General features: G+C 27.6%; 12 protein-coding genes. 9 read left to right on the forward strand and 3 right to left on the reverse strand.

The annotated features are described in order from the left end of the window. Positions 1-130 precede the first annotated feature (130 nt). On the reverse strand, positions 131-847 hold the full coding sequence (locus KGF45_RS00140) for a Crp/Fnr family transcriptional regulator (RefSeq protein WP_227829536.1): 717 nt from the start codon (positions 845-847) through the stop codon (positions 131-133). Positions 848-1,010: 163 nt separating this feature from the next. On the opposite strand from KGF45_RS00140, the gene KGF45_RS00145 reads away from it, so the two are divergent. The 5 genes from KGF45_RS00145 (at position 1,011) to KGF45_RS00165 (ending at position 7,116) form a co-directional block, all read left to right on the forward strand. Continuing rightward, on the forward strand, positions 1,011-1,739 hold the full coding sequence (locus KGF45_RS00145) for a 4Fe-4S binding protein (RefSeq protein ID WP_227841568.1): 729 nt from the start codon (positions 1,011-1,013) through the stop codon (positions 1,737-1,739). Between the two features lie 63 nt (positions 1,740-1,802). Then, a complete protein-coding gene (hcp, locus tag KGF45_RS00150) occupies positions 1,803-3,395 on the forward strand; it encodes a hydroxylamine reductase (protein ID WP_227841569.1) in 1,593 nt (530 codons plus the stop codon). A gap of 372 nt (positions 3,396-3,767) precedes the next feature. Next, complete coding sequence (locus KGF45_RS00155; protein ID WP_227829533.1) at positions 3,768-4,679, forward strand: patatin-like phospholipase family protein; 912 nt, start codon at positions 3,768-3,770, stop codon at positions 4,677-4,679. 191 nt (positions 4,680-4,870) lie between these two features. Beyond that, positions 4,871-5,824 (forward strand): peptide-methionine (S)-S-oxide reductase MsrA, encoded by a 954-nt coding sequence (gene msrA, locus KGF45_RS00160; RefSeq protein WP_227829532.1) that lies wholly within the window; start codon positions 4,871-4,873, stop codon positions 5,822-5,824. 161 nt (positions 5,825-5,985) lie between these two features. Next, entirely contained in the window at positions 5,986-7,116 is a 1,131-nt protein-coding gene (locus KGF45_RS00165; RefSeq protein WP_227840649.1) for an XRE family transcriptional regulator, read from the forward strand. 159 nt (positions 7,117-7,275) lie between these two features. Here the strand turns inward: KGF45_RS00165 and KGF45_RS00170 are convergent, their stop codons facing one another. Next, positions 7,276-8,229: an L-lactate dehydrogenase gene (locus tag KGF45_RS00170; RefSeq protein ID WP_227841570.1), complete on the reverse strand. Its 954-nt coding sequence runs from the start codon at positions 8,227-8,229 to the stop codon at positions 7,276-7,278. A 109-nt stretch (positions 8,230-8,338) separates the two neighbouring features. Further along, entirely contained in the window at positions 8,339-9,307 is a 969-nt protein-coding gene (locus KGF45_RS00175; protein WP_227841571.1) for an L-lactate dehydrogenase, read from the reverse strand. 359 nt (positions 9,308-9,666) lie between these two features. On the opposite strand from KGF45_RS00175, the gene KGF45_RS00180 reads away from it, so the two are divergent. The 4 genes from KGF45_RS00180 to KGF45_RS00195 all read left to right on the forward strand — a co-directional run bounded on the left by KGF45_RS00180 (position 9,667) and on the right by KGF45_RS00195 (position 13,007). Then, positions 9,667-10,866, forward strand: coding sequence for a DHHA1 domain-containing protein (locus KGF45_RS00180; RefSeq protein WP_227829528.1), 1,200 nt, complete (start codon positions 9,667-9,669; stop codon positions 10,864-10,866). A 55-nt stretch (positions 10,867-10,921) separates the two neighbouring features. After that, positions 10,922-11,422 (forward strand): GNAT family N-acetyltransferase, encoded by a 501-nt coding sequence (locus KGF45_RS00185; RefSeq protein WP_227829527.1) that lies wholly within the window; start codon positions 10,922-10,924, stop codon positions 11,420-11,422. A gap of 141 nt (positions 11,423-11,563) precedes the next feature. After that, positions 11,564-11,878 carry a hypothetical protein gene (locus KGF45_RS00190; RefSeq protein ID WP_227829526.1) on the forward strand — a complete coding sequence of 105 codons (315 nt, stop codon included), beginning with the start codon at positions 11,564-11,566 and terminating at the stop codon, positions 11,876-11,878. A gap of 163 nt (positions 11,879-12,041) precedes the next feature. Beyond that, positions 12,042-13,007, forward strand: coding sequence for a VanZ family protein (locus KGF45_RS00195; protein ID WP_227829525.1), 966 nt, complete (start codon positions 12,042-12,044; stop codon positions 13,005-13,007). The last annotated feature ends 106 nt before the right edge of the window (positions 13,008-13,113 follow it).

Raw genomic sequence — 13,113 nt, forward strand, 5'->3', positions numbered from 1 at the left:
ATTAATAGATATCTTAATTATATAAATCAAGATATCTATTAATTTTTTGAGTAAAAATATAAATTCTAGATTTGAACGTAATATCTATAATTTGAATTAATTAAAATCATGTGTATTTAATTGTATAAATTTAAATATCAAACTTATTTTGGAAACAAAAGATTTCAAACTTATTTTTGTTAAAGGATAATAAACCTTCATCTCTCATTTTTCCAAGTTCTCTTGACATAGAACTTCTATCAACACATAAAAAGTCAGCCATTTCATTTCTTGAAAAAGGAATTGTAAACTTATAGTTACCCGTTCTCTCTATTTGATTTGAAAGGTACATGAGTAATTTTTCACGAGTTGTTTTACAAGAAAGTAACTCTATTTTGTTATGAAGTAAAATATTTTTTTCAGCTATTAATTGTAACATATTTTCAATAAGTCTATTGTGAAATTCACATGTAGACGAACAAATACCAGTTACACTTTTAAACTTTATAAATAGAACCTCACATGAAGATGTTGTCACTACTGTTACAGTACTTTTATGTAGTCTAGTACAAGCAAACACCTCTCCAAATAAATCACCAGGTAAAAGCTCAGCTACAATATTTCTATTACCTTCAATGTCTTCTTTTATTATGTGTGCACTTCCATTAAGCATAATTCCAATAGAAGTCACTTCATTTCCTACAGAAAATATTATGTTGTCTTTTGGATAAGTCTTATCAATAACACCCAAACATTCTAACATTGCTTCAAGTTCATCATCTTTAATTCCTTCAAACAGAGAAATTTTTCTTAATAGATTTATATGTTTTTCTAAAAATTTTTTCAAATAATCACTTCCTTGTTGCATATGCAACCGATAATTTGTTTTTATTGTACTATACTAAATTTATAAAATCAAGGAGATATAAAAATCCTGATACAAAAACTTAAAACAAAAAGATCTATGTCTTAAAAATAAATATCTAGTAAAGTAGTATTTTAAACAAAAAAATTTTTATGAGGTGATATAAATGATTAGAAAAATAATTAAAATTGATGAAGAAAAATGTAATGGTTGTGGATTATGTGTTGAAGCTTGTCATGAAGAAGCTATAGGTATGGTAAATGGAAAAGCAAAACTTTTAAGAGATGATTATTGCGACGGTTTAGGGGATTGTTTACCAACTTGTCCAACGAATGCAATTTCATTTGAAAATAGAGAGGCTGCAGAATATGATGAAGAAGCAGTAAAAGCAAACATGGAAGCAAAGAGAGCACAAAAAGAAAATTTAGCCTGTGGATGTCCAGGTTCTCAGTCTAAGTCTATAAAAAGACAAGATTTAGATACTATATCTATAAATAACAATATAGTGATGGAGGAACAAGGGTCTCAGCTTAATCAGTGGCCAGTGCAAATAAAACTAGTACCTGCTAATGCATCATACTTAAAGAATGCAAGTCTTTTAATAGCAGCAGACTGTACAGCATATGCATATGGAAATTTCCATAATAAATTTATGAAAAATAAGGTTACATTAATTGGTTGCCCTAAACTTGATGAAGTTGATTATGCTGAAAAACTTACAGAAATTTTAAAATTAAATGATATTAAAAATATAGTGGTAACACGTATGGAGGTACCTTGTTGTGGTGGTATCGTAAATTCAGTTAAAACAGCTCTACAAAGTAGTGGAAAGATGATACCATGGCAAGTAATTACTATATCTGTAGATGGGAAAATAGTAGATGGAGAAATCTAATTAAGTAAATCGTAGACAATTTAATAAATTTTAATAAATAAAATGAAATGGGAGGAATAAAAAATGGAGAATATGTTTTGTTTTCAATGTGAACAGACAGTTGGTGGTAAAGGATGTACTATAAACGGAGCTTGTGGTAAAAAAGGGGGAACAGCCAATTTACAAGATGAACTTACAGGAGTATTAATTGGACTTTCAAGAGCAACTGTTGGAAATAAAAATAGACCAACAAGAGAAACAGATAAAGTTATGATAGAAGGATTGTTTACTACTGTAACAAATGTAAGTTTTGATGATGAAGCTATAAAAAGACAAATTGAAAAAACTGAACTAGCAAAAAGTGAACTTGTACCTAGATGTTCAGATTGCTCGACAACTTGTAGTAGAAATGACAACTACGATATGAAGAATTTATGGAATGATAATGAAGATATACGTTCATTAAAATCATTGATTTTATTTGGATTAAGAGGTATGGCTGCTTATGCTTATCATGCAATGGTACTTGGATATACAGATAAAGAAGTGAATGATTTTTTCTATGAAGGGTTAGTAGCAGTTGGAGAAGACTTATCTAGTGATGAACTTTTAGGATTTGTAATGAAAACTGGAGAAATAAACTTAAAATGTATGGAATTACTTGATAGAGCAAATACCGAAACTTATGGAACACCAGAACCAACTCAAGTACCTATGAAAATTGAAAAAGGTCCATTTATTGTAGTTACAGGGCATGACCTTTATGATTTACACAAATTGCTAGAGCAAACAAAAGATAAGGGAATAAACATATACACTCATGGAGAATTATTACCAGCACATGCATATCCAAAATTAAAAGAATATAAGCATTTAAAAGGAAATTTTGGTACAGCATGGCAAAATCAACAAAAAGAATTTGACAATATACCTGCTCCAATATTATTTACGACAAACTGTTTAATGCCTGTTAAGGATAGTTATAGAGATAGAGTATTTACTACAGAAGTGGTTGCTTATCCTGGTATGATTCATATTGGAGAAGATAAAGATTTTTCTAGTGTCATAGAAAAAGCACTTGAACTTGGAGGATATAAAGAAGATATGCATATGACTGGAATAAATGGAGGTGATATGCTAACTACTGGTTTTGCAAGAGGAACAGTTTCATCTGTACAAGATACAGTAGTAGAAGCTGTAAAAAATGGAGCTATAAGACACTTTTTATTAGTTGGTGGTTGTGATGGTGCAAAACCTGGAAGAAATTATTATACTGAATTTGTAAAACAAGCTCCTGATGACACTGTTATATTGACTCTTGCATGTGGAAAATATAGATTTAATGATTTAAATCTTGGAGAAATAGGTGGTTTACCACGTTTAATGGATATGGGACAATGCAATGATACTTACAGTGCAATTCAAGTGGCTGTTTTATTGGCAAATGCTTTTGAATGTGATGTAAATGAATTACCTCTTAGCATAGTGCTATCATGGTATGAACAAAAAGCTGTTTGTGTACTTCTTACATTGATTTACTTAGGTATAAAAAATATCTATATAGGACCTTCTTTACCAGCATTTTTGTCTCAAAATGTATTAAATATATTGGTTGAGAAATTTGCTTTAACTCCTATATCTACTCCAGAAGAAGATATGAAAAAAATATTAGGATAAAGAGTATACGCTTAATTAATAAGGTATAAATTTTATAATCGAAGTATTATTAAGCTTAATTATAATTAATATAAATAAGGGGGTGGCTTTGTATAAAGTCAACCCTTATTTATGTTTTTATGGTCTATTACAAAGTAGATACTATTTTAATCAACTGTTTACAATAAATCATACTTTTAAACTTATAATACTTAAAATATGTGTATAGTATAAACAAATAAAAAGTATAGTTTTAATAGTGCAGGATACTGAATTTAATTATAGAAAGAGGAACTTTGTAATATAGAATTTGCATAATATATATATACTATAGTGTAATTATTTTAACTAAAATTTAAAAGATATAAGGCTTTTATATGGGGGTATGTGTATATGAAAAATTCGAATTTTAATATATTAACGTTCGATGGTGGTGGATTAAAAGGAGCATTAAGTATATCCATACTTGAGAGACTAGTAGAGGAGTATCCAAGTTTATTAAATAATATAAATATGTTTGGAGGAACATCTACAGGTAGTTTGATTGCATTAGGGCTTGCATATGGTGTAAGCCCTAAAGAGATAAAGACACTTTATTCAATTGAAAATTCAAAGTATATTTTCAACAAGAGTTATGCAGAAATGCTTAGACCAAAGTATGAAAATAAAAATCTAAAGGAAATTTTGCTAAGTATATTTCCAGAGGATTTAGAATTGAAAGATTTAAATAAACTAGTCATGGTGCCAAGCTTTTATATAGGCAATGAAGAACATTCATGGAAGCCTGTATTTTATAATAATATGCCAAATTCTCTTACTAAAACTAGTAAAGTTGTAGACGTAGCAATGGCAAGTAGTGCTGCACCAGTATTTTTCCCAACCTATAATTGTCATGTTGATGGTGGAATAATAGCAACTGATCCAAGTCTAGCATGTATAGTTTATTCAATTGACAGTGGACTTAAGTTAAATTATAAAAATACAAGACTTTTTTCTATAGGGACTGGATATGTATATAATAGTATAAAGACAGATACAACTGAATGGGGAGCTATTGACTGGATAATCAATAAGAAGCCAGACTTACCAATTATATCTGTTACACTAGAAGGGAATTCTCAAATGAGTCAATTATTTTCTCAAAAACTTCTTGGAGATAATTACTATAGGTTAAATCCTAGAATGGAAAGAGAGGTAGCTATGGATGATTGTGATTCACTAGAATACTTAATATCTTTAGGTGAAAACTGTGATATAAAAGATGCATTTGAATGGATAAATAGAAAAAGTTTTTATAAAAATTAAGTATAGTTTTTAATTATATTTATAAGTAGAGAATTTCTATAGTTTATAATTTTGATAAAAAATTTTGCAATTTTAGATACATTAATATCATATAGTATTTTCTAAATAAAGTAAAAAATAATAAAATACAAGATTATTAAGTTACTTCTTAGGGAATAAATAAAATATAATTTTTTTAAGGAGTGATGAAAATGATAAAACTTGCTACTTTTGCAGGTGGGTGTTTTTGGTGTATGGTAAAACCTTTTGATAAATATGATGGGGTTATAAAAGTAGTTTCTGGATATACAGCTGGTCATGTTGAAAATCCTACATACCAAGAAGTATGTTCAGGAACAACTGGCCATGTTGAAGCTATTCAAATAACTTATGATGATAACATAATAAGTTATGATGAACTTTTAAATATATTTTGGAAGCAAATTAATCCTACAGATGATGGTGGACAATTTGGTGATAGAGGAACTCAATATAAAACCGCTATATTTTATCATGATGAAGAGCAAAAAAATACAGCTTTGGAGTCAAAAGAAAGCTTAGAAAATAGTAAAATATTTGATAGTAAGATAGTTACTGAAATAATTCCAGCAACTAAGTTTTATGAAGCAGAAGAAAATCATCAAGATTATTATAAAAAAAGACCATTGAATTATAATATGTATTACAAAGGTTCAGGAAGATATAATTTTGTAAAAAGTTATTGGGATGGAAATAATGTAGATAGGGAAGCGTTAAAAAAGACTTTAACTCCTATTCAATTTGAAGTTACTCAAAATGATATGACAGAAGTACCTTTCGAAAATGAATATTACGATAATAATGAAGAAGGCATCTATGTAGATATAGTAAGTGGAGAGGTTTTATTTTCTTCAAAGGACAAATTTGATGCAGGATGTGGATGGCCTAGCTTTGCAAAGCCAGTTATAGATAAGTCTGTAATTGAAAGAAGCGATTTTTCACAAGGCATGTATAGGGTTGAAGTAAGAAGTGCTAAAGGAAATTCTCATCTAGGTCATGTTTTTGATGATGGGCCAAAGGAACTTGGAGGTTTAAGGTATTGTATAAATTCTGCTTCTCTTAAGTTTATACCTAAAAAAGATATGGAAGAACTAGGATATGGAGAATATTTAAAACTTTTTAAATAATTAAAACTAGTTAATATCATATATTAAGATTAGAGATGGAAATATAAATTTATGTTTTCATCTTTTGTTTTTTTGTCAATAATGTGATAAATTATTAATTGTAATGTTATAATTTATATTTGTATGATTAAAGAATTTAATTTTTGAAAGAGAGAAAACAAATGAATTTAAAAGACTTTAATGGAAAAAGATTAAAATCAGCTAGAGTTTTTAGAGCTAAAACTCTAGAACAGTTATCTAAAGAAACTAAAATAAATAAAAAAGATTTACAAGCTTTTGAAGAAAATAAGTATGTTCCAAATATTGAAAATGCATTAAAATTATCAAATATATTAAACTTCCCCAAAGAGTATTTTTATAAAAATGAAAGTATAAATGTTATTGTAGAAGATAGTCATTTTAATCCTCATTCTAAACTTCCTAGAGTAGAGGAAATTTCTTATAGAGAAAAAATAATAATTATACATAAAATATACTCGTTTATGGAAAGTTATATAAAATTTCCAAAAGAAAACTTACCAAATAGAAAACTAATTAAGGATGTTAATGTAAATGATATAGAAAGTCTTGCTAATAAGACTAGAGAACTTTGGAGTTTAAACAACAATCCAATATTAAATATGGTAAGTTTATTAGAGGCTAATGGGATTATAATATCAGGAATGAATGTAGATAGAAAAGGAGCAACAGTATTTACTCAAAAACAGAGAATTGGTAAAGAAACTAAATATCTAATATCTCTTGGGAATGATAAAAAATCAGCATCAATTAGAAACTATGATTTAGCATATGAGCTTGGATATATAATATCAAGTCAATTAGGAATACCAAATAAGCAATTTTTAGCAGATGAATATGCTTGTGCATTTTTGCTTCCAAGAGAGACTTTTTTAGAAGACTTGGTTTATCCAGAAGACATAGATTATTATGTAGAACTAAAGCAAAAATGGATTGTGCCTATATCTGTTATGATTTTTAGAGCATATAATTTAGGTGAGATAAGCTACAAAAAGTATAATTATCTTATGAGTGAAATGGATAAACGAGGATGGTTAATAGAAGAACCATTAGATAAAATGAAGGGTGTAAGTCCAGTATATTTAAAAAAAGCAGTCGAATTATTGATAGAAAACAAAATAATGAATACAGATAATATAGTATCAAATTTAGGGGATATAGGAATAAGTCTTTATCCAGAAGACCTAGAATTGTTGATGGGATTAAAAAATGGATTTCTATCTCAAAATACAAAGAAAAAAAGCAAAGTTATAAAGTTTGATGGGAAAAGATAAATTAATAATTTAATATTGAAAGATAAAAGCAGGTATTTATATTTAAGCTTTGTTGATATGGTTTTTTATCATAAGCAATTTACCTGCTTTCAATATTAAATTTAAGATATATTTAAAATATGCTATTAATTTAAATATGTATTCTAATATGATATTAATCTAAATATCCTTAGCAATTTGAATGTATTCTTTTAAAATAGTACATGATTTATTGAATTTTTTTTGTTCATCATCAGTTAAATTAATTTCTACTATAGACTCAACTCCATTTATGCCAATTATAGCAGGCACACCAGCAAATACATCTTTTTGTCCATATTGTCCATTTAATAGGGTAGAAACAGGAAGGATTTTTCTTTCATTATGAAAAATTGCCTTTACTATTTCTGTTAAAGCAGTACCAATACCAAATTCAGTAGAACCTTTGCCATAAAGTACATCCCAACCAGCTCTTGCTATTTTTTCAGTTAATTCATCTAAGTTTAATTTTCCATAAGTGCTAGGATTTTCTTTCATAATATCAAACAATGGCTTACCACCAATTGAAACATGAGACCAAAGAACCATCTGAGAATCTCCATGTTCACCCATAGAGTAAGCTTGTATTGATTGTTGAGGAAGATTTGTTTCCTCAGATAAAAGTCTTCTAAGTCTCGAAGAATCAAGTGCAGTGCCTGTGCCTAAAACTTTATTTTTAGAAAATCCAGAAACTTTCCAAATATAATCAGTAATTATATCTACTGGATTTGAAATTACAATAAATATACCATCAAATCCAGACTCGACAATAGGTTTTACAATTGTTTTTACAACGTTGATTGTAGACTCAAGTGTATCTAATCTAGTCTGATTTTTTTCAGGTAATGGACCCGCACTTATTACTATAATATCAGAATCTTTACAATCATCAAGATTTCCACTTTTTATTTTTGTAGCATGTTTAAGATAAGAAACTGCATCTGATAAATCTAAAGCTTGAGACTTAGCTTTACTTTCATCTATATCAATCATTAGTAACTCATCACAAACTCCTTGAGTTACTAAACTAAATCCACAATGTGAACCAACATGACCAGTTCCTATTATTGATACTTTTCTTGGTTTTATTGACAAATTTAACATCTCCTTACATTTTGTTTTATGTATACATATGAGAATGCTCTATAATAATTATAGAGCATCTAAATAAGTTAATTAAAGAATAAATAGCATAGATTTAAAACTAAATAGTCTTTGAAAGTGCAATATGGTCTCTTAAAACAGAACAAGATTTACTAAATCCAGCTTGCTCATCATTAGTTAAATTGATTTCAACAATTCCCTCAATCCCATTTTTACCTATAATACAAGGAACACCTGCAAATACATTTTCTTCATTGTATTGACCTTCTAATAATGTAGAAACTGGTAAAATCTTTTTCTCATTATGTAGTATAGCTTTTACAATTTCTACTAAAGCAGTTCCTATTCCAAACTCTGTGCAATCTTTGCCATTTATTATACCTATACCTGTTTTCTTGTTTTTTTCAACTATTGATGGTAAGTCTAATTTGCCATAAGTATCTGGATTATCCTTTATCATATCTAAAATTGGTTTGCCACCAATTGAAACATGAGACCAAGGAACTATTTGAGAATCTCCATGTTCACCCATTGAGTAGGCCTGTATTGATTGTTGAGCGATTCCAGTCTCTTCAGATAAAAGTCTTCTAAGTCTTGTTGAGTCTAAAGCTGTTCCAGTTCCAATAACTCTGTTTTTAGGAAAACCAGACTTTTCCCAGATATAATTTGTAACTACATCAACTGGATTAGAAATAACGATAAATATACCATCAAATCCAGAATCAATTATAGGTTTTACTATAGATTTTATCATCCCAATAGTTGGTTTTAGTAAGTCTAACCTAGTTGTGTTTTGTCTGCGTAAAGGACCTTCTGAAGAATCTGCAACACTTATCACTACTATATCAGAATCCTTACAATCATTAAAAGTTCCTTTTTCTATATGTACTTTATGTGGAAGATAGGAAACCGCATCAGCTAAATCTAAAGCTTGAGCCTTTGCCTTAGTTTCATCAATATCAATCATAAAGAGCTCATCACAAACTCCTTGAGTTATCAAACTAAATCCACAGTGTGAACCAACATGACCTGAACCTACAATAGATATTTTTCTTGGTTTTATTGGCATTTTAAATCACTCTCCCTACAAAATAAAACGATATATTTATAATACAATGCTATATGTTATTAAGTATGTTTTTTATAGATTGCAATATTCTATCATTTCAGAAAATTTATTTAATATGATTTTATACTAAAGTTTTTAAAAAAGCAATGTTAATATACTTTATATTATTGAATATTTAAAATAATATATAATTATAAATTTGTTAACATTAATATCTATATGTTAAAATATAGTAGAAGATTACTATTAAAAAATAGGTTAAGCTATATCTGGTGTAATTACTTTAAACTTAACCTAAAATATGTGCATATTTAAACAATAAGGCAGTTTAGAATAAAGGAAATGGAGATAAAATCATAATGGAAAAGTTATACTATACGAATCAGTATATAAGAGATTTCACGGCAGAAATAATTGAGATAAGAGAAATAGAAAATAAGTTTCATGTTTTGCTGGATAAAACAGCGTTTTTCCCTGGTGGAGGAGGACAATTTGGAGACTTAGGAAAAATAGATGATTATGAAGTAATAAGCGTATATGAAGAAGATAAAAAAGTGTATCATATATTAGATAAAAAACCAATAAAAATACATAAGGTAAAGTGTAGTATTGATTGGGATAGAAGAGAAGATGGTATGCATCAACATTTTGGACAACATGTACTCTCAGGGTGTTTTTTTAAGACTTTTAATGCAAATACAACCGGTTTTCATTTAGGAAATGAGTACAGTACAGTAGATATAGATGGTAACTTAGATGAAGAAAAAATTAGAGAGATAGAGTTGCTTGCTAATGAAATTATTCGTCAAAATATACAAGTAGAAACATTACTTCCAACTAAAAGAGAATTAAAAAAAATTTGGGTAAGACGTGCTTTACCAAACACAAATGAAGAAATAAGGGTAGTAAAAATAGGTGACTTAGATACAAATGCATGTTGTGGAGTACACCCAAAATCAACAAGTGAGCTTAGAATGATAAAAATAAAGAAGTGGGAGAAGCATAAATCTAGTACAAGAATAGAGTTTTTAGCTGGGAAAAGAGCTGTAGATGAAGTATTAAAAAGGGATGTATACTTAACCAAAATCTGTAGATATTTAAGTTGTAGTGAAGAAGATGCTATAAATGGAATTGTAAATTTAAATGAGAAAGTGGAAGATTCTCTAAGTAAAAAAAGAAAACTTGAAGAAATAGTAGCTAAGTATCAAGTTAAAGAAATGGTAGAAAATGCAAATAAGATTGGAAATGTTTCAGTTGTTAAAAAAATTTATGATGAAGAAGATTTAAAATATGTAAATAAAATTGCAAATAAAATTACAGAAGATGAAAATAATATTGCATTATTAGCTGTTAGATTTGAAGAAAAAATAAACTTGATTTTTGCATGTTCTAAAAATTTGAAAGCTGTCAATATGGGAAGTTTATTGAAGGATGCAATAAGTCTTATAGATGGTAAAGGTGGAGGAAGTCAGGTTTTAGCTCAAGGTGGAGGAAAAAATAATGGTAACTTAGAATCTACCTTCGATTATGCATTTATGAAACTAGAAAAAATTTTATAATGTATTATTACAAAAAGATTAATGTAATACATAAAATAGATATGGGGGAATAAGTATGGAACAACAAAAAGACTATATAGAATTATATGAAAATGAAGAGCTGATAGAGATAAGAGAAGCCCGTTTAGAGGATTTGGATATAATAGCGAAATTTAATTATAATTTAGCCAAAGAAACAGAAGGAAAAGAACTTGACATGGATGTTTTAACTAAAGGTGTAAGGGCATTGTTATTAGATGAAAGAAAAGGAAAATATTATGTATATACAGTATTTGATAAGGTTGTCGCACAGATTATGTATACATATGAGTGGAGTGATTGGAGAAATGGAAACTTTCTTTGGATTCAGAGTGTATATGTAGAGAAAGAGTATAGAAGAAAGAGCATCTTTAATTATTTATTTAATCATATAAAAAATATGTGTGATAGAGATGAAAATATTGTTGGCATGAGATTATATGTAGAAAAAGAAAACATAAATGCAAAAGCAACGTATGAGTCTTTAAATATGTATGAATGTGATTATAATATGTATGAATATGAAGTAATAAACTAGTAATGTAAATATAAAAATTAATAAGCCAGTAATATAAACTTATACTATTATTATATTAAGATTATAAGTTTATCCTGAGTATATTGAGAATTGTATGAAATAAACCAGATATTATAATTAAATTTATTAGGGGGTATAAGTATGGGCGTTTTAAAAGTCATGTTTTATGTATTTTTGTTTTTAGATTTAGTGTCAATATTCTGTTTCTTTTTTAATAAAGGAAAGATAGCATCTAATACAATTGTATTTAATGCAATAGGGGTATATACATTTGTACTTTGTTTCATGCATTTTAGTTCTTATCCAAGTAATAATATTCTTGGTAAATTTATTGCATCTCTCTTTTTTATACTTGGAATTGCAGGCGTTATGCTTAAAGAAAAAAATTTTTTATATGCTAGATTACTTTTAACTTTGGTTATTGTTTGTTCTACACTTAAATTGTTTGTTATTTAATAAAATGTATTTATAAGGAAATTTATGAAGGTCTATATTTTAAAGTATAGACCTTTTTTAATGTGTTTTAATTTAACACTTAAGGAAAATTTAAGAAAATTTTAAAGGCATCTTAAATACTTGTTGGTACTATTAAAATATTAAAAGAGAGAAGGTGTTATTATTGAAAAAGGAAATATGTGGAACTTCAGAAAAATTATTATTGTCAATTATATACACAATATTTTTGGTATATGTTTTAATAACTATAAGGATAATTTTATTTAAAGATGTACCAATTTACGCTATTTTCAAGGGGGGATTTAGGTCTGTCAATTTAATTCCCTTTTATACAGTATGGCAATTTATAACAGACAGTAACATTAGTCTTATAAGAGCTATTGCAAATATCATAGGTAATGTAGGTATATTTATTCCGATGGGAATTTTTCTTCCTATAGTATTAAAAAAATTAGATAAAAGAAATATAATTATAATAATTTCTCTTATTAGTTTAGGATTTGAATTAATACAATACATTTTGGCTATTGGAAGCAGTGACATAGATGATGTGATTCTAAATTCATTAGGTGGGATACTTGGTATTATTATTTATACAAAGGTGACCAAATTATTTCCTAATAACATTAAAAAATTCCAAGCCATAATAAGTACAAGCATAATTTTGGGAGTGATAGGATTGGGTGTCATTGTTACAAACTACCAAAGCTTGTTAACTTTTAAACTCAAGCCAGATAAACAAGTTTCAAGAATATTAGTTGAAGAAAATAAGGAAATAGTTAAAGATATAGATAAAAATGAGGCAGATATAATTGGTTCATTTGAAAGTTTTAAAAATGGTGTGTTAACTATTAAGACAGCTTGTAATAATAATATAAAGTGTCCAGAAAATTTAATGGATAAGGATGGTTATATAAAAGTTTATCTGAGTAAAAATACAAAATTAATATCTTTTGTAATTACTGAAGAAGAGAACAAAGATATAATTAGATATGAAGAATTTGATGTTAAAAATTTACCTCTATTAAAGAAAACTGATACATTTGAGATTTGGATTGATAAAGATAATCAACCAAAAGATGAACATGGAATCACAGCTTCTAGATTATTAATTGGATTAGATGAATAGAATATCCAATAAAAAAAGAATAACAAAAGTAAAAAACGAAAAAACTATTTCTATAATTATTTTTACATTATGCACAAAAATATATCAACTGTTGAAGGAGTAGAGA

The sequence above is a fragment of the Clostridioides sp. ZZV14-6154 genome (assembly GCF_020657785.1).
GTDB lineage: Bacteria > Bacillota > Clostridia > Peptostreptococcales > Peptostreptococcaceae > Clostridioides.

Excerpts from the sequence above, each read along its gene's own strand:
- KGF45_RS00145 (WP_227841568.1), top strand. The coding sequence starts at position 1,011 with ATGATTAGAAAAATAATTAAAATTGATGAAGAAAAATGTAATGGTTGT.
- KGF45_RS00155 (WP_227829533.1), top strand. The coding sequence starts at position 3,768 with ATGAAAAATTCGAATTTTAATATATTAACGTTCGATGGTGGTGGATTA.
- KGF45_RS00175 (WP_227841571.1), bottom strand. The coding sequence starts at position 9,307 with ATGCCAATAAAACCAAGAAAAATATCTATTGTAGGTTCAGGTCATGTT.
- KGF45_RS00180 (WP_227829528.1), top strand. The coding sequence starts at position 9,667 with ATGGAAAAGTTATACTATACGAATCAGTATATAAGAGATTTCACGGCA.
- hcp (WP_227841569.1), top strand. The coding sequence starts at position 1,803 with ATGGAGAATATGTTTTGTTTTCAATGTGAACAGACAGTTGGTGGTAAA.
- msrA (WP_227829532.1), top strand. The coding sequence starts at position 4,871 with ATGATAAAACTTGCTACTTTTGCAGGTGGGTGTTTTTGGTGTATGGTA.
- KGF45_RS00185 (WP_227829527.1), top strand. The coding sequence starts at position 10,922 with ATGGAACAACAAAAAGACTATATAGAATTATATGAAAATGAAGAGCTG.
- KGF45_RS00165 (WP_227840649.1), top strand. The coding sequence starts at position 5,986 with ATGAATTTAAAAGACTTTAATGGAAAAAGATTAAAATCAGCTAGAGTT.
- KGF45_RS00190 (WP_227829526.1), top strand. The coding sequence starts at position 11,564 with ATGGGCGTTTTAAAAGTCATGTTTTATGTATTTTTGTTTTTAGATTTA.
- KGF45_RS00140 (WP_227829536.1), bottom strand. The coding sequence starts at position 847 with ATGCAACAAGGAAGTGATTATTTGAAAAAATTTTTAGAAAAACATATA.